Origin of the sequence: Pseudoxanthomonas sp. SL93 (assembly GCF_026625825.1) — a bacterium.
Classification (GTDB): domain Bacteria; phylum Pseudomonadota; class Gammaproteobacteria; order Xanthomonadales; family Xanthomonadaceae; genus Pseudoxanthomonas_A.
Window position 1 is genome coordinate 3,434,492 of record NZ_CP113065.1, and the last position, 17,387, is coordinate 3,451,878.

Genomic DNA, 17,387 nt, shown 5'->3' on the forward strand with positions numbered 1-17,387 from the left:
CGTGAAGCCCAGGCGGGACCCCGCGCAGCCGGGAATGCGATAATCGGGCCATGAGCGAATCCCCCTACAAGAACGGCACCACCCACTTCGGCTTCCGCGACGTGGCGGCCAAGGACAAGCAGAAGCTGGTGGGCGAGGTGTTCACCTCGGTGGCCGGCAAGTACGACCTGATGAACGACCTGATGAGCCTGGGTATCCACCGGGTCTGGAAGCGTTACTTCGTCAGTACCTGCCAGGTGAAGCGCGGCGACCGCGTGCTGGACCTGGCGGGTGGCACCGGCGACATCGCGGCGCTGCTGAAGGATCGCGTGGGCGACACCGGGCAGATCGTGCTGGGCGACATCAACGCCGGCATGCTGACCGTGGGCCGCGACCGCATGACCGACCGCGGCGTGGTGCAGGGCCTGGAATATGTGCAGTGCAACGCCGAGGCGCTGCCGTTCCCCGACGCCAGCTTCGACCTGGTCACCATCGCCTTCGGGCTGCGCAACGTCACCGACAAGGAAGCCGGGCTGCGCGAGATGTACCGCGTACTGAAGGTCGGCGGGCAGGCGCGCGTGCTGGAGTTCTCCGAGGTGACCGTGGACTGGTTCAAGCCCGTCTACGACTTCCACTCGTTCAAGGTGCTGCCGAAGCTGGGGCAGCTGTTCGCGCAGGACGCCGGCAGCTACCAGTACCTCGCCGAAAGCATCCGCAAGCATCCGCCGCAGGACGCCCTGAAGGGCATGATGGACGAGGCCGGCTTCGCCCGGACCAGCTACAAGAACCTGTCCGCCGGCATCGTGGCCATCCATACCGGCTACAAGGTCTGAGCGCGCGTCCCTGGTAAGGCTGCTTCGGCCCCGGACGCGCTCTACCAGGAGCCGGCGTCCGGCGGTTCAGTGTCGCCGGGCGTGTGGTAGCGCGTTTGTGGGCCCTGACAAGGGCAACACCAGCGCGGCGCGGTAAACTTGCGGCTTCCCCCGATCGCTGGAAGTCCCTGATGCGTTCACTGGCTTTGCTGCTGTCCTGCGCCGCCGTCCTGGCCGCAGGTTGTTCCAAGGAACCCGAGACCACTGCCGTGGCCACGCCCAAGAAACCCGCTGTCGCCAAGGTCGTGGACCAGGACGAACACTCCTACGCCGAGCCGCAGAAGGTCGTCATCACCGACCTGGCGCTGGACATCGCCGTCGACTTCGACACCAGGACGATCGGTGGCTCCGCCACCTACACCCTGGACTGGAAGGACAAGGCCGCCACCCAGCTGGTGCTGGATACGCGCGACCTGACCATCGACAAGGTCGAAGGCGAGGCGAACAACGCCTGGGCGCCGCTGCAGTACGCGCTGGCCGCCAAGGATCCGGTGCTGGGCAGCAAGCTGACCATCGAGACGCCGGCACGCAACGCCAAGGTCAAGGTCACCTACAAGAGCTCGCCGGAGGCCTCGGGCCTGCAGTGGCTGACGCCGGAGATGACCGAAGGCAAGCAGCTGCCCTTCATGTTCAGCCAGTCGCAGCAGATCCACGCGCGCAGCTGGGTGCCGCTGCAGGACACACCGCAGGTGCGCTACACCTACAGCGCGCACGTGACCTCGCGCCCGGACGTGATGGTGCTGATGAGCGCCGACAACGATCCGACTGCCGCGCGCGATGGCGACTACACGTTCAAGATGCCGCAGAAGATCCCGTCGTACCTGATGGCGATCGCCGCCGGCGACCTGGTGTTCAAGCCGATCTCCGCGCGCAGCGGCGTGTGGGCCGAGCCGGCGATGGTCGACAAGGCCACCAAGGAATTCGAAGACACCGAGAAGATGATCGCCACCACCGAACAGCTGTACGGCCCCTACCGCTGGGACCGCTACGACATGCTGGTGCTGCCGCCGTCGTTCCCGTTCGGCGGCATGGAGAACCCGCGCCTGAGCTTCATCACGCCCACCGTGATCGTCGGCGACAAGTCGCTGGTGTCGCTGATCGCGCATGAGCTTGCGCACAGCTGGTCGGGCAACCTGGTGACGTTCTCCAGCGCCAAGCACGGCTGGTTGAACGAGGGCTTCACCAGCTACGTGGAGAACCGCATCGTCGAATCCCTGTATGGCAAGGAACAGGCCAGCATGGAATACGCCATCGCGCGCAACGGCCTGAAGAAGGAAATCGGCACGATGCCCGAGGCCACCCAGGCACTGGCGGTGAAGCCGGGCACGAAGCTGGATGCCGACGACGCGCTCAGCGCCGTGTCCTACGACAAGGGCGCCTGGTTCCTGCAGATGCTCGAGGAGCGTTTCGGCCGGCAGGAGTTCGACGCTTTCCTGCGTGGCTATTTCGACCACTTCGCCTTCCAGAGCATCACCACCGAGACCTTCCTCGACTACGCGAAGAAGAACCTGTTCGACAAGCATCCCGACCTGGTCACCGAGGCCGAGATCCAGGCCTGGGTCTACGGCCCGGGCATTCCGGCCGGTGCGCCGCAGGTGCAGTCGCGCGGCTTCTCCAGCACCGACACCGCGCGCATCGCCTGGATGGGCAGCGGCCAGCTGCCCAACCCGCAGGTCACCGGCGAATGGGTGACCCAGCAGTGGGTGCACTTCCTGGAAGGCATGGGCGACACGCTGACCGTCGAACAGCTGGCGCAACTGGACAAGGCCTACCAGTTCACCGGTACCGCCAATGGCGAGATCGCGATGCGCTGGTATCCGCTGACGGTACGCAGCGGTTACGTGGAGGCACGGCCGGCGATCGCGGCGTTCATCGAGCGCGTCGGTCGCCGCAAGCTGATCATGCCGATCTACGAGGAACTGGTGAAGACGCCCGATGGCCTGGCGTTCGCGCAGGAATCCTTCGCGCGTGCGCGTCCGGGCTACCATCCGATCACCACCGCTTCGGTCGAGGCCTTGCTGGCCAAGTCGGCGCCGGCGGCCAGGTAATCCATGCCACCCCGGTTCATCCGCAAGAAGACGGTCGCCCTGGGGGCGGCCGTTCTTGTCTGCGTGCTGGCGATCATGCTCTGGCGCGACCCGATGCTGCCGGTGCGCGTGTCGTTCGCGGTGCAGGGGTGGTGGATCGGCCTGTCGGAGAAGCGGGTGACGGTCGACGACCACCGCTGGGCCTACGACGAACGCGAGGCGAAGCAGGCCAATGCGGCCACCGTGGTGATGGTGCACGGCTTCACCGGCAGCAAGGAAAACTGGTATCCACTGGCCGAACGGCTGGGCGGACACTTCAGGCTGGTCATCCCCGACCTGCCGGGGTGGGGTGAGAGCCAACGCATCGCGGGCGCCGACTATGGCTTCGACGCCCAGGCGGGGCGGCTTGCGAAGTTCCTGCAGGCGATCCGCCGCGATGGCAGCCCCATCGTGCTGCTCGGGCATTCGATGGGGGGCGGCATCGTGGCGATCACCGCCGCGGACCATCCGGAACTCGTCGCGCGTGTCGGCCTGATGGATGCCGCGGGCGTGCGGTTCCGCGACAACGTGTTCGGTGCCGAGGTCCTGGCCGGCAAGAACCCCTTCGCGGTCAGTGATGCGGCGTCGCTGCAGCGCTATCTGGACACCGTCTTCCACGACAGGGCCGTGCAGCCGGCCATTCCGTGGCCGGCATCGCGCGCGGTGATCGCCTGGCGCATCGGCCAGGCCCCGTTCGAGCAGCAGGTGCTGGACCGCATCGGCCGCAGCGAGGAACGCTTCCTGCCCGGCCAGGCCGCCGCAGCCATCCGCCAGCCCGCCTTGTTGCTCTGGTGCCGGCAGGACCGCGTGATCGACCACAGCGCGATGGCGCTGTACGCGGCGCAGATGCCGCAGGCGCTGCAGGTTTCACTGGATGGATGCGGACACATGTCCATCATCGAACGACCCGACGACGTGGCGGCCGCGGTCGCCCTGTTGATCAAGCGAGGAGTGCCCCGATGAAGCGAGCCCCGATGAAGCGAGCACCGATGAAGCCCCTGCTGGAACCCGCCCTGGCGAAGCATCCGATGCTGAGGCAGACCCTGCTGGTCGCCGCCACGGTTATGGCGTTGTCCGCCTGTGGTGACCGCGAGGCCGAGCGCCAGGCCGCCGCGGCTGCGCAGGCCGCCGTCATCGAACAGGAAGCCGATGCGTTGGCGCAGAAGTACGACAGCGCGGTGGCCTCGAGCGACTGGGACATGGCCCGCATCCATGGCGTGGCGCTGGTGTCGCAGTACCCGCAGAGCAGCGCTGCCGCCCGGATCGAGCCGGCGCTGGAAGCGGTGAAGGCCAAGGCTGTGTCCGCGCGCGAGCAGCGTCGCATGGAGGCCCTGTGGGATTACGCGCAGGTTGCAGCCAAGGGCGGCACGCAGCGGTCGGCGTCGATCCTCAGCCAAGCGCCGGTGGACGTGGATGGCAGTGGCGCCAAGCCCGTGCAGCTGGTGTTCCGCGACCACCCCGAATGGAAGCGCAGCAGCTATCTGGTGTTGCAGGCGAGCGACTTCGCCAGGGCCTGTTACAAGAGCTGCAGCGTCACGGTCGTGGCCGATGGCGCGCCGCCCAGGCGCATGGCCGCGCACCGCCCCGACACCGATGAGGCCACCGCGATGTTCATCGACGACAACAAGGCGCTGTGGCGCCTGCTTCGCAAGACGAAGGTCGTTTCGATCGAGTTCCCGGTCAAGGCCGGCGGCACGCGCACGGCGGTGTTCGAGACCGGTGGGCTGGACGGCAGCCAGATGCCCGGCTGGGATTGAGGCACGTCGGCCTTCGCCGGCGAAGGGATCAACCCTTCAGGCGCGGGTCCATCACCACGCGGTTGCGTCCCATCGCCTTGGCACGATAGAGCGCATCATCCGCGTGCTTGAGCATGACCTCAAGCGGAAGGTCATCCTCGTGCGGTTGCTGCAGCGTCACGCCGACGCTCACCGTGATGTCCAGGACGCGTCCATCTTCCAGCGCAAGCAGATGGCTTGCATGCGAGCGCAGGCGTTCGGCCACGAGCGTCGCGTCATGCAGGCCGGTCGCCGGCATCAGCACCGCGAATTCCTCGCCGCCCAGCCGCCCCAGCATGTCTTCCTCGCGCAGCAGTCCGCGCGCGCGCTGCACGAAAGCGACCAGCACCGCATCGCCCGCGGCATGCCCGTGGCGGTCGTTGACCGACTTGAAGTGATCGATGTCCAGCATCATGGCGACGGCCGGTGCCTGCTCCCTCGCGACGTCCTGCAGCAGCCGGCGGCCGCGCCGCAGGAACGCGCTGCGGGTCAGTGCGCCGGTCAGCGAGTCATGGTCGGCGGCGTGGTTGAGTGCCGCCAGCAGATGGTTGCGCGCCGCATTCACGCCCGCCACCGTCAGCGGCGCCACCACCAGCAGCGCCATGCCGATGCGCAGTGAAATGACCGGCAGGGCACTGTCGCCCTGCAGGCCCAGGTCGATGATGCCGTTGGCGATCGCGATCAGGGTCCAGACGCACAACAACAGGGTGACCAGCGCGGTGGTGAACAGCCGGTACGCCAGCGCGCACCAGAGCAGGGCGGGCACCGGGAAGGCAATGGCGCCCGGTCCACCGATCACGACGCCCAGCAGCATGGCGATGGCCAGCCCCACGAGGGGCAGCCACATGCCGGGAACACGCCGGACCCGCAGCAGGTATTGCTGGAACTCGCGGGCCAGTGCCCGGGGCGAAGGCGCGAGCAGCACCACCGGGAGGATCGCCACGTAGCTGACCAGTTCGGCGGAGAACCAGATCCCGACGGCCTTGGCCAGGTTCATGTGGACCAGCAGATGGGCGGTCACGCTGCCGACCAGCGTGGCGGCCGCCGCGGCCACGGCAGAGGCCAGCAGCACCCAGAGCATCGACAGGGGGCGCTGCAGCAGCCGGTCTTCGCGCCGGATCTGGCGGAAGGCCAGCCAGCCCGCGATCACCCCGGCCAGGTTGGCGGCGGTCAGTCGCAAGGTGGTGGGCAGGCTGTTGCCGGTCAGCAGGTCGGCCGCGATGAAGCCCAGCGCGGCTGCCGCCCAGCCGACCGGCGATGCCAGCGCGGGTCGGCGCACCAGCAGGCCCAGCAGCAGGGCGTTGGCTGGCCAGAACGCGGCCAGTTGATGATCGGGGCGGGTCAGGATGCCCAGCACGCAGGCAACCAGCACCACGCCCGCCACCAGCGTGGCGTTCAGCAGATGCTGGCGGGGGGCGGGCACGGGCGCTGCAGCGGCGATGTGTTCCTGCGCGCTGGATTCCGGCGACTGCCCGTACATGCTGCCCCTGCGTTGCTGCCCATCAGCGGCGCGTGGCGTCAGCCCCGCTGCCTGATGGCTACCTTACGCCAGTTTCGCGCCGGGAGTGGAGGCGCGGGGTGCGATGCGGCCAACCGGTCGAACAGCCAGGTGGACTGCCCCGCCTCGGCGTGCTGGTCCGTACCGGTAGCAGGCAGGGCGCGCCCGCGATGCCGGCGCCGTCGCCACGGCGGGAGGCCCGGCCGCCCGCCCGGCGTTCCGCTTACAGCGCGTAGCCGAACTGCTGCTTGAACTGTTCGTTGAACTCGTCGAAGTCGAAGCGCTGGTTCTGTGTGCCCGGATGCTCGACCTTCAGCGCGCCCATCAGGTTGCCCATGCGGCCGATGGTCAGCCAGTCGTAGCCCTTCTCGATGCCGAAGATCAGGCCGGCGCGGAAAGCGTCACCGCAGCCGGTCGGGTCGACCACGCGGCGCTCGTGCGCGGGCGGGATGTCGTAGGTCTTCCCCGGCGTGTGCACCAGTGCCCCCTTGGGGCCCTGGGTGGTGATGTAGGCCTTGACCCGCTGCACGATGTCCTGCTCACCCCAGCCGGTGCGCTCCTGCAGCAGGTTCGATTCGTAGTCGTTGACGACGACGTAGTCGGCCTGTTCGATGAAGTTGCGCAGTTCCTCGCCATTGAAGAGCGGCATGGCCTGGCCCGGGTCGAAGATGAACGGCACGCCCATCTCACGGAACTCCACCGCATTCTGGAGCATGCCCTCGCGCCCGTCCGGGCCCACCAGGCCAAGCGTCACTCCGGGCACGTCCCGGGCATGGTTCTCGTAGCTGCGCATCATCGCGCCCGGGTGGAAGGCGGTGATCTGGTTGTTGTCGTGGTCGGTGGTGATGAACGCCTGCGGAGTGAACAGCTCGTCGATCACCTTGACCCGCGACAGGTCGATGCCCAGTGACTCGAAGTGCTCCCGGTACGGGCCGAAGTCCTGTCCCACCGTGCCCATCGGGATCGGGTGACCGCCCAGCAGGTGCAGGTTGTAGGCGATGTTGCCCGCGCAGCCACCGAACTCGCGGCGCATGCGCGGCACCAGGAACGACACGTTCAGGATGTGCACCTTGTCCGGCAGGATGTGGTTCTTGAACTGGTCCGGGAACACCATGATGGTGTCGTAGGCAAGGGAACCACAGATCAGTGCGGACATCGGAAGACTCGGCTGGAAGAGAGTAGGGTGCGGCCGCCCCGGCCGCCCTGGAAAACGGGACGTGCGCCGCATTCCGGGCGCGCCGGTGCGAAGGTTACCGGCTGCCGCGGGCGCGGGCCAGTCTTGACCGCCGGGGCGGGTGGGCGCATGCATTCGTTCGCGGCGGCGCGCAGCATGGCGCGAACCGGCGCAAAGTCCGTAATTCACGCTATTTTTCCTTGCCCGCACCCAGGTGGGTTGTTAGTCTAGCCGACCCCTTTTTTGCCCAAAAAATCGCCAGATCCCGGCGATCCTCCTCCAGCAGGAATCCTTCCCCCGATGTTCAAGAAGCTCCGCGGCATGTTCTCCAATGACCTGTCCATCGACCTGGGCACGGCCAACACCCTCATCTACGTGCGCGGACAGGGCATCGTGCTGAATGAACCTTCGGTCGTGGCGGTGCGCCAGGACCGTGCCATCGGCGGCTCGCGCTCGGTCGCGGCGGTGGGTGCCGAAGCCAAGCAGATGCTCGGCCGCACGCCCGGCCACATCACCACCATCCGCCCGATGAAGGACGGCGTCATCGCCGACTTCACCTACACCGAGGCGATGCTGAAGTACTTCATCAAGAAGGTGCACAAGTCGCGCTTCCTGCGCCCCAGCCCGCGCGTGTTGGTCTGCGTGCCGGCCGGCAGCACCCAGGTCGAGCGCCGCGCGATCAAGGAATCGGCCGAAGAAGCCGGTGCCCGCGACGTCTACCTGATCGAGGAGCCCATGGCCGCGGCCATCGGCGCCGGCATGCCGGTGACCGAAGCGCGTGGCTCGATGGTCATCGACATCGGCGGCGGCACCACCGAGGTGGCGGTGATCTCGCTCAACGGCATCGTCTACTCGCAGTCGGTCCGCATCGGCGGCGACCGTTTCGACGAATCCATCACCAACTACGTGCGCCGCAACCACGGCATGCTGATCGGTGAGGCCACGGCCGAGCGCATCAAGCTGGAAATCGGCTGCGCCTACCCGCAGCCGGAAGTGCAGGAACTGGAGATCTCCGGCCGCAACCTCGCCGAAGGCGTGCCGAAGATGATCAAGATCAACTCCAACGAAGTGCTCGAAGCCCTCCACGAGCCGCTGTCCGGCATCGTCAGCGCGGTCAAGCTGGCGCTGGAACAGACCCCGCCGGAACTGTGTGCCGACGTCGCCGAGCGCGGCATCGTGCTGACCGGCGGTGGCGCGCTGCTGCGCGACCTGGACCGCCTGATCTCCGAGGAAACCGGCCTGCACGTGCAGGTGGCCGATGATCCGCTGACCTGCGTGGCCCGTGGCGGCGGCCGCGCGCTGGAGCTGGTGGACATGCACGGCAACGAGTTCTTCGCGCCGGAGTGACCTGAAGCCGTGATTTGTGATTCGTGATTCGCGCGGGGCGGTCTCGCAACCGCCCCGGGCCACTTACGGATCTCAGCTTGGGCGTTGCGGATCACCACTCACGAATCACACATCTCGAGATGCCTTCCTACGCCGGTCCTCCCGTCGCTTCCCGCCCCGGTGATGTCGCCAGCACGCTGCGCCTGTTGGCCTATCTGGCGCTGACGATCGCATTGCTGGTGCTGGACCACCGTGGCGGCTGGCTGTCGCAGGTGCGCGCACAGGCCAACGTGGTGACGCAGCCGTTGTGGTGGCTGGCGGGCCTGCCGGGCCGCGTGACCACGCGCGTGCAGGACGATGCCGCCACGCGCAGCGGCCTGATGGAAGAGAACCGCCGCCTGCGCAATGACCTGCTGGTGGCCAACGCCCGGCTGGCGCGCCTGCACACGGCAGCCGCCGACAACGCCCAGCTGCGCGCACTGCTGGGGGTCAAGTTCACCCGCGGGCTGGACGTGCAGCTGGCCCCGATCCTCGACATCGACCTGGAACCGGGCCGCCAGCGGCTGGTACTGGATGCCGGTACCCGCGACGGCGCGCGCGTGACGCAGGCGGTGATCGATGCGGGCGGATTGATGGGGCAGATCATCGAGGCCACGCCCGCCCATTCCACCGTGCTGCTGCTGACCGATCCGGACCACGCGGTGCCGGTGGTGGTGGCGCGCAACGGCGTGCGCCTGATCGTGTACGGACGCGGGCGCAGCGACCTGCTGGAACTGGCCGACGTGCCGCTGAACAGTGGCGTGCAGGTCGGCGACATGCTGGTCACCTCCGGGCTGGGCGGGCGCTTCCCGGCCGGCTTCCCGGTGGGGACGATCTCGGCGCTGCGTCCTGACGATACCCACGCCTTCCTGGTCGGTGACGTGACGCCGGCCGCCCGTCTGGACCGCGGCCGCGACGTGCTGCTGCTCAAATCCGCACCGCCCACGCTGCTTCCGCCGGCGGATCCGGCGCGGTTCCTGCCGGAGGCGGCCACGGCCGGGGCCGCTGGCTCACGCCCCGCTCCCTCCGGGGGAGGGGTTGGGGTGAAGGGCAACGAAGTCGGCATTCCTGAGGCCACGCAGCCCGAACCCACGTCCGCGACGATGTCTCCGCAAGCGCCACGCCCCGCGAACGTCCCGACCCCCACCCCGACCCCTCTCCCGGCGGGAGAGGGGCGAAATGCGCCGCGCTCGACAGCCCCTGCGGCACCCGCGCCACAGGAGCCGCAGCGATGAGTCGCGCGCGTACCGGCTGGCTGATGCCGCTGAGCTTCGTCGTGGCCCTGTTGCTGGGCCTGCTGCCGTTGCCCGACCTGCTGCAGCCGCTGCGCCCGTACTGGCTGGCGCTGGTGCTGGCGTACTGGGTGATCGAAGCGCCGGACAGCGTCGGCCTGGGTTTTGCGGTCATCGTCGGGCTGATCGCCGACCTGATGTTCGGCACGCTGCTCGGCGAACAGGCGCTGCGCCTGGTCATCATGGCGTTCATCCTGCAGCGCTTCCGCGCGCGGCTGCGCTTCTTCCCACTGTCCCAGCAGGCGTTGGCCGTCGGCGGCCTGCTGGTGAACGACCGCATCGTCACCGCCGCGGTGCACCTGGCCCTGGGCGAACCCACGCTGCCCTGGCAGTACTGGTGGGCACCGGCGGTCGGCATGCTGCTGTGGGCACCGCTGTTCCTGCTGATGGACGTGTTGCGGCAGGGCAAGGGTCGGCGTGGCTGAGCCGTGATCGCACCGCGCCGCCGCAGCAAGAATCCGCACGCCGAGGCCGAGCAGTTCCGCCGTCGCGCGGTGCTGGGTTTCGTGGTGGTGGCGGTGTGCCTGGTGGGCCTGGCCGGCTGGTACTTCAAGCTGCAGGTGCTCGACCACGACGAGTACGCGACGCGTTCTGAAGCCAACCGCATCCGCCCGCGTCCCGTGGTGCCGGGCCGCGGCACCATCTACGACCGCAACGGCAAGCTGCTGGCGGAAAACGTCCCGGCCTTCCGCCTGGACGTCACGCCCGACAAGGTGAAGGACCCGGCGAAGCTGATCGCCGACCTGCGCGCCATCATCGAGCTGACGCCGGAAGACATCACGCGCTTCGAGGCCACGCGCAAGGCCACGCGCGGTTTCCGCCCGATCACGCTGAAGCTGCGGGTCAGCGAGGAAGAGATGGCGCGCTTCGCGGTGGACCGCTGGCGGTATCCCGGCGTGGAGCTTGTGCCTTACCTGACGCGGCGCTATCCGTATGGCGACCTGTTCGCGCACGTCGTCGGCTACGTGGGCCGCATCGACGAGAAGGATCTGGAAGCGCTGGGCGAGATCAATGCCGCGCTCACCCACATCGGCAAGACCGGGCTGGAGCGCTACTACGACGAAGAGCTGCGCGGCCGCATCGGCTACGAGAAGGTCGAGACCAACGTGGAAGGCCGTGCGTTGCGCGTGGTCGGGCGCGTGCCCGCGCAGGCCGGCACCGACCTGCGGCTCAGCGTGGATGCCGACCTGCAGCAGGCCATCGTGCATGCCTTCGGCGAACTGGAGGGCGCGGCGGTCGCCGTGGATCCGCGCACCGGCGAGATCCTGGCCATGGTCAGCCTGCCCAGCTACGACCCCAACCTGTTCGTCAACGGCATTTCCAGCAAGGACTTCAGGACGCTCAACGAGAACCCGTCGCGGCCGCAGTTCAACCGCCTGGTGCTGGGCGGCGTGGCGCCCGGCTCCACGCTGAAGCCACTCATTGCGCTGGCGGGGCTGGACAGCGGCAAGCGCAAGCCCGAGGACACCGTGGTGTCCACCGGCATGTTCTACCTGCCCGGCACGAGCCGCGGCTGGGGCGATGCCAGCCGTCGCGGCCATGGCGTGACCAACCTGCGCAAGTCGATCTCGCAGTCGGTCAACACGTACTACTACCGGTTGGCGCTGGACCTGGGCATCGAGCAGTTCGACCAGTACATGGAGCACTACGGGTTCGGCACACCCACGGGCATCGACCTGCGCGGCGAGATCGGCGGCATCCTGCCGTCGCCGCAGGCCAAGCTGAAGTCGCGCAAGGAGCGCTGGTATCCCGGCGACACCGTCAACGTCGCCATCGGCCAGGGCGACTGGAAGGTCACGCCATTGCAGCTGGTGCGCGCCACCGCCGGCCTCGCCGACGGGCAGCTGCGCAGGCCGCACCTGGTCAGCCAGACGCGCGTCGGGTTCGATCGGCCATGGGAATCGCTGCCGCAGCCCGCATCCATCCCGATCAGCCCCAATCCTGCCAATGTCGAGGTCGTCCGGCTAGGGATGATGGACACCATGCAGCCCGGTGGCACCGGCTGGCGCGTGGCTTCCGGCGCGCAGTACCTGATGGCGGGCAAGACCGGTACCGCGCAGGTGGTCAGCCGCCGTGGCACCGCCGCGGTCGATCCGCGCAGCCTGCCGATGCACCTGCGCCATCGCGCGCTGTTCGTCGGTTTCGCGCCGGCGGACAACCCGACGATCGCCATCGCCATCGCGGTGGAGGGCGGCGGCTACGGTGGCAGCACCGCCGCGCCGATCGCGCGCAAGATCTTCGATGCCTACCTGCTGGGCATCATGCCGGAGCCACCGGTGCCTGCCGCGGAGAGCGCAACGCCGGGGGCCGCGGCACCGTCGGCCTCCGCTGCGCCAACGTCTGTGCCACCCGCACCCGCAACGCCGAAACCCGCCACGCCCGCGCAAGCCACGCCAGCCCAGGTGCCGCCTTCGACGCAGGAGCCGCGCCGATGAGCGACCTGCTTCGCTGGGCGTTCGATGTGATGCGGCATCTGCTGCGCACGCTGGACTGGCCGCTGCTGCTCGCGCTGTCGGCGCTGATGGGCGTCGGCCTGGCCGTGCTGTACAGCGCGGGCGGTGAAGCGCAGGGCACGCGGTTGATGCTGGCGCAGGGCGCGCGGTTCGCCGTGGGCATCGCGGCGATGTGGGGCCTGTCGCGCGTCTCGCCGGTGCGCCTGCGCGGTTGGACGCCGGGCGTGTTCGCGGCCACGCTGGTGCTGCTGGTGCTCGTGCTGTTCATCGGTACCGGCAAGCACGGTGCGCACTGGATCGACCTGAAGGTGTTCTACCTGCAGCCTTCCGAGCTGCTGAAGATCAGCCTGCCGATGATGATGGCGTGGTACCTGCACCGCGAGCCGCTGCCGCCGTCGTTCCGCACGGTGCTGGTGGCCGGGCTGATCGTGGGCATCCCGACCGGCCTGATCCTGCTGCAGCCGGATTTCGGCACGGGCATGCTGGTGGTGGCCAGCGGTGCCTTCGCCCTGCTGCTGGCGGGCCTGCCCTGGTGGTGGGTAGGCACGGCGGGTGTCGTCGGCACCACGTTGGCGGCGCTGGCATGGTTCGCGCCCATCGAATGGTTCTCGATGCTGCGGCCGTACCAGCAGAACCGCATCCTGACGTTCCGCGATCCCGAGAACGATCCCCTGGGCATCGGCTGGAACATCATCCAGTCGAAGATCGCCATCGGTGGTGGCGGACTGACCGGCAAGGGCTGGGGGCAGGGTTCGCAGTCGCACCTGGACTACCTGCCCGAGCACACCACGGACTTCATCTTCGCCGTGCTGAGCGAGGAGTTCGGCTGGGTCGGGGTGGCGGTGGTGCTGGCGCTCTACCTGTTCGTGGTGGGTCGTTGCCTGTGGATCGCGATGGATGCGCGCGACACGTATTCACGCCTGCTCGCCGGAACCCTGGGCCTGGCGTTCTTCGTCTACGTCATCGTCAACGGCGGCATGATTTCGGGCCTGCTGCCGGTGGTCGGCGTGCCCATGCCGCTGCTGAGCTATGGCGGCACGTCGGCGGTGGCGCTGCTGGCCGGACTCGGCCTGGTGATGGCGGTTCGCGCGCATCGTCCCGTTCACGGATATTGATGCGTTGGGGGCGCGAAACGCGCATGCGAACATGTCATGCGATGCTTTTCCAGACGCTCGACCATTCACGATTCAAGGCATTGCCGTGCTACCCTCGCGCCGATGATCCGACGCGCACTTCTCTGCCTGTTCATGCTCGGCCTGGTGTCCTGCGCCACGCCGCAATCCCCGACACCTGCGCAGACGGCCACGCCGCCGCCTGCCACGCCCCCCGCACCTGCTGAAACATCGGTGGAGCGCGTCGCGGAAGCACCGCCGCCGCCGCCGGTCGACTTCGCCACCGCGCGTGCGCAGTTCGTCAGCGACACCGCGAAGAAGTACGGCATTGACCCCGCGCAGATCGAAGCGACGCTGGCCAAGGCGCAGTTCCTCGACAGCGTGGTCGCGGCGATGTCGCGGCCGGCCGAGCGGGTAAAGCCGTGGAGCGAATACCGCGTGGGGTTCCTGACCCAGGCACGCATCGACGGCGGGCGCGCGTTCATCGCCGCGCACCGCGACGAGCTGTCGCGCGTGGAGCAGCAGTACGGCGTGCCGGCCGAGGTCATCGTGTCGATCATCGGCGTGGAGACCAACTATGGCGGGTTCACGGGTCGGCACAAGGTGCTGGACGCGCTCTACACTCTCGCGTTCCGTTATCCGCGCAGCGGCAATCCCGAACGTGCGGCCTACGAGCACCGTCGCGAGCAGTTCTTCCGCGACGAGCTGGCGCAGCTGTTCGCACTGGGCCGCGAGGAAAACCTGGACATCGCGTCGCTGACCGGCAGCTACGCAGGCGCGATGGGGCTGGGCCAGTTCATGCCGTCGAGCTATCGCGAGTTCGCGGTGGACGGCAACGGCGACGGCCGGCGCGACCTGTTCACCACTTATCCCGACATCTTCGCGTCCATCGCCAACTACTTCCGCAAGAAGGGTGGCGAGCGCGGCGGTTGGGTGCCGGGCGGCCCGGTGGTGGCCCGCGCGGAACTGCAACCCGGGTTCGCCGAATTCAATCCCGACACCTGGACGCCGGACTACACCCTGGCGCAGCTGGCCGAGCGCGGCTATCGCCCGCTCGATCCGGTGGCGCCCGATGCGACCGCCACGCTGGTTTCGCTGGAAGGCAGCACCGGCAAGCAGTACTGGCTGGGCTTCCAGAACTACTACGCGATCACCCGCTACAACAATTCGAAGATGTACGCGATGGCCGTGCACCAGTTGTCGCAGGCCATCGCCGGTCGTGAGATTCCTTCCGCATGAAGTGGCTTGCGCTGCCGTTGCTGGCCGTGGCGCTGGCCGCCTGCAGTACCGCCCCGAAGAAATCCGCGCCAGCGGGCGCCGTGCAGCCGGGCAAACCCGCCTCCTCACCGCAGGGCGCCCCCGTCGCCGCGGGTCGCGATGAGAAGCCCTGCAAGACCTATGCACCGGCGCAGGAAGACCTTTCCAAGCGTGGCAACTACACGGCGGGCGGCCTGTATGCCCCGGGTGTCAGCGACAGCACGCCGGCCTACGTGCCGCAGGTGGAATGCATCCCCGAACCGCAGGTGACGGACGAACCCCGTTCGCGCGTGGGCAACAAGTCGCCCTATGCGGTGCTCGGCAAGCAGTACCGCGTGCTCGACCGCGTGGATGGCTACGTGGAGCGGGGCACGGCGTCGTACTACGGCAGCAAGTTCCATGGCCGCCGCACGTCCAACCAGGAGGTGTACGACATGTACGCCTTCACCGCCGCGCACAAGTCGCTGCCGTTGCCCAGCTTCGCCCGTGTCACCAACCTCGACAACGGCAAGTCGGTGGTGGTGCGCGTCAACGACCGCGGCCCGTTCCACGAGGGACGCGTCATCGACCTGAGCTATGCGGCCGCGGTGAAGCTGGGCATCACCCAGCGCGGTACCGGGCGTGTGGAAGTGCGGGGACTGACCCCCGGTGATACGGGTCTGGCCGCCACCCCGGCGCCGACCCCGGCCGCTGCCGCCCCGGCATCGGCGTCGGCAATGGACCAGCTGGTCGGGCAGTTGCCCGCTCGCGCCACGCCCACCGGCAACCGTTACCACGCGAACGCCGGTTCGGAAGGTTTCGAGTCGTGGATGAAGGCCAATGGCGTGCGCGTGGCCACGGGCAAGCCGGCCACGCTGTCGCCGGGCACGGCGACGGTGCCTGCCACCGTCCCGGTGGTGACCCCGCCGGTCGTTGTTTCCTCCGCGTCCTCGTCCAGTCCGCTGCAACTGCAGGTGGCCAGCTTCTCCAGTCGCGACAACGCGGATCGCGCGCTGGCGCGCCTGGCGGCCGCAGGCATCACCGATGCGCAGCTCAGTGACGTGGCCAGCAACGGTCGCGTGCTGTGGCGCCTGCGCGTGGCGGCGGCGGATCCCGCCAGCGCGGATGCCCTGGCCGGTCGCATCGCAGGACTGGGTTTCGGCCGCCCGCAGATCGTCCGCGAATAAGCCCGACGCGAAAAGCCGCGGTTTTTTACGTCTTTCCAACCCAAGGGGCCGCCCGCGTCCCTACAATGGCCGCTTGATGATGTCAGGCCCACGGCCTTGCCAGGAGTTCTCAACCGATGAAGTTCCGTTTCGCCCTCGCCGCGCTGGCGACCACTGCCATGGGGTTCGCACTCGCGCAGACCCCGGCCCCGCAGCCCGCTCCTGCCGCCGCGCCTGCGGCCGTCGCCGTCGCGATCCCGCCCGCGCCCAAGCCCACCGCGACCGCGTGGGTGCTGATGGATTACATCACCGGCCAGGTGCTGGCGGGCGAGAACTACAACGAGCGCGTCGAGCCGGCCAGCATCACCAAGGTCATGACCTCGTACGTGGTCGCGGCCGAACTGAAGAACGGCAAGATCCGCCTTGACGACCCGGTGATGATGAGCGAGCGCGCCTGGCGCGAAGGCGGCGCGGGGACGGACGGCAGCTACAGCGGTTTCGCGGTCAACAAGACGGCCCCGCTGCTGGACATGGAAAAGGGCATGGCTGTGCAGTCGGGCAACGACGCCGCCATCGCGCTGGCCGAGCACACCGCCGGCAGCCAGGAAGCCTTCGCTGCGCTGATGAACAACTACGCCGCGCAGATCGGCATGAAGGGCTCGAACTTCGTCAACGCGCACGGCCTGTCCGCGCCGGAGCATTACTCCACCGCCTACGACCTGGCGCTGCTGGGCCGCGCGATGATCCGCGACTATCCGGAAACCTACGCCTACAACGCGATCAAGGAATTCACGGTCGGCACCATCACCCAGCCCAACCGCAACCTGCTGCTATGGCGTGACCCCAGCGTGGACGGCATCAAGACCGGCCACCATTCCGGCGCCGGCTACTGCCTGATGAGTTCGGCCAAGCGCGGTGACCAGCGCCTGGTGGCGGTGGTGATGGGCTCCACGTCCGAAAAGCAGCGCGCCGATGACAGCCTGGCGCTGTTGAACTGGGGCTTCCGCTTCTACGAAACGCACCGACTCTACGAGCCGGGCAAGGTCATCGCCACGCAGCGCGTGTGGAAGGGCCAGGCGAAGGAAGTGCAGCTGGGCGTGGCGCAACCGCTGCTGGTCAGCGTGCCGCGCGGCAAGTACGACCAGCTCAAGCCGACGATGGATGTGCCTAAGACGCTGGTGGCGCCCATCGCGAATGGCCAGGCCATCGGCAGCGTGAAGGTCACGCTGGATGGCAAGGTGGTGGCGCAGTCACCGCTGGTCGCCGTGTCGGCGATCGAAGAAGCGGGCTTCTTCAAGCGCCTGTGGGATGCCTTCTGGATGTGGTGGGAGTCGGAGTGATCCGCCACACCCCTTGATGAAGAAGCCGGCGCAAGCCGGCTTCTTCGTTTCCGTACCCG

General features: G+C 68.2%; 14 protein-coding genes. 12 read left to right on the plus strand and 2 right to left on the minus strand.

From position 1 onward, the window contains the following. The first annotated feature begins 50 nt into the window (after positions 1-50). The 4 genes from ubiE (at position 51) to OVA13_RS16065 (ending at position 4,674) form a co-directional block, all read left to right on the plus strand. On the plus strand, positions 51-812 hold the full coding sequence (gene ubiE, locus OVA13_RS16050; protein WP_267791458.1) for a bifunctional demethylmenaquinone methyltransferase/2-methoxy-6-polyprenyl-1,4-benzoquinol methylase UbiE: 762 nt from the start codon (positions 51-53) through the stop codon (positions 810-812). A gap of 170 nt (positions 813-982) precedes the next feature. After that, positions 983-2,899: a M1 family metallopeptidase gene (locus OVA13_RS16055; protein WP_267791459.1), complete on the plus strand. Its 1,917-nt coding sequence runs from the start codon at positions 983-985 to the stop codon at positions 2,897-2,899. Between the two features lie 3 nt (positions 2,900-2,902). After that, positions 2,903-3,880: an alpha/beta fold hydrolase gene (locus OVA13_RS16060; protein WP_267791460.1), complete on the plus strand. Its 978-nt coding sequence runs from the start codon at positions 2,903-2,905 to the stop codon at positions 3,878-3,880. Between the two features lie 65 nt (positions 3,881-3,945). Continuing rightward, positions 3,946-4,674, plus strand: a complete 729-nt coding sequence (locus tag OVA13_RS16065) for a hypothetical protein (protein ID WP_267793553.1) — start codon at positions 3,946-3,948, stop codon at positions 4,672-4,674. Positions 4,675-4,702: 28 nt separating this feature from the next. On the opposite strand, the gene OVA13_RS16070 is transcribed toward OVA13_RS16065, so the two are convergent. After that, on the minus strand, positions 4,703-6,172 hold the full coding sequence (locus tag OVA13_RS16070; RefSeq protein WP_267791461.1) for a GGDEF domain-containing protein: 1,470 nt from the start codon (positions 6,170-6,172) through the stop codon (positions 4,703-4,705). A 241-nt stretch (positions 6,173-6,413) separates the two neighbouring features. Next, the gene (locus OVA13_RS16075) at positions 6,414-7,346 is read right to left on the minus strand and encodes a carbohydrate kinase family protein (protein ID WP_267791462.1); all 933 of its coding nucleotides are present in this window, start codon (positions 7,344-7,346) and stop codon (positions 6,414-6,416) included. A 318-nt stretch (positions 7,347-7,664) separates the two neighbouring features. Between OVA13_RS16075 and OVA13_RS16080 the strand changes: the two genes are divergently transcribed. The 8 genes from OVA13_RS16080 (at position 7,665) to OVA13_RS16115 (ending at position 17,328) form a co-directional block, all read left to right on the plus strand. Continuing rightward, on the plus strand, positions 7,665-8,711 hold the full coding sequence (locus tag OVA13_RS16080) for a rod shape-determining protein (RefSeq protein WP_267791463.1): 1,047 nt from the start codon (positions 7,665-7,667) through the stop codon (positions 8,709-8,711). A 119-nt stretch (positions 8,712-8,830) separates the two neighbouring features. Further along, on the plus strand, positions 8,831-9,964 hold the full coding sequence (gene mreC / locus OVA13_RS16085) for a rod shape-determining protein MreC (protein ID WP_267791464.1): 1,134 nt from the start codon (positions 8,831-8,833) through the stop codon (positions 9,962-9,964). Continuing rightward, a complete protein-coding gene (gene mreD, locus OVA13_RS16090) occupies positions 9,961-10,446 on the plus strand; it encodes a rod shape-determining protein MreD (RefSeq protein ID WP_267791465.1) in 486 nt (161 codons plus the stop codon). The genes mreC and mreD overlap by 4 nt, the downstream gene beginning before the upstream one ends. Before the next feature lie 6 nt (positions 10,447-10,452). Continuing rightward, positions 10,453-12,456, plus strand: a complete 2,004-nt coding sequence (gene mrdA, locus OVA13_RS16095) for a penicillin-binding protein 2 (protein WP_324288292.1) — start codon at positions 10,453-10,455, stop codon at positions 12,454-12,456. After that, complete coding sequence (rodA, locus tag OVA13_RS16100; RefSeq protein WP_267791466.1) at positions 12,453-13,589, plus strand: rod shape-determining protein RodA; 1,137 nt, start codon at positions 12,453-12,455, stop codon at positions 13,587-13,589. The genes mrdA and rodA overlap by 4 nt, the downstream gene beginning before the upstream one ends. Positions 13,590-13,691: 102 nt before the next feature. Beyond that, the gene (gene mltB / locus OVA13_RS16105; protein WP_267791467.1) at positions 13,692-14,825 is read left to right on the plus strand and encodes a lytic murein transglycosylase B; all 1,134 of its coding nucleotides are present in this window, start codon (positions 13,692-13,694) and stop codon (positions 14,823-14,825) included. Continuing rightward, positions 14,822-16,009: a septal ring lytic transglycosylase RlpA family protein gene (locus tag OVA13_RS16110; protein ID WP_267791468.1), complete on the plus strand. Its 1,188-nt coding sequence runs from the start codon at positions 14,822-14,824 to the stop codon at positions 16,007-16,009. The genes mltB and OVA13_RS16110 overlap by 4 nt, the downstream gene beginning before the upstream one ends. 116 nt (positions 16,010-16,125) lie before the next feature. Next, on the plus strand, positions 16,126-17,328 hold the full coding sequence (locus tag OVA13_RS16115; RefSeq protein ID WP_267791469.1) for a D-alanyl-D-alanine carboxypeptidase family protein: 1,203 nt from the start codon (positions 16,126-16,128) through the stop codon (positions 17,326-17,328). Positions 17,329-17,387: the final 59 nt, after the last annotated feature.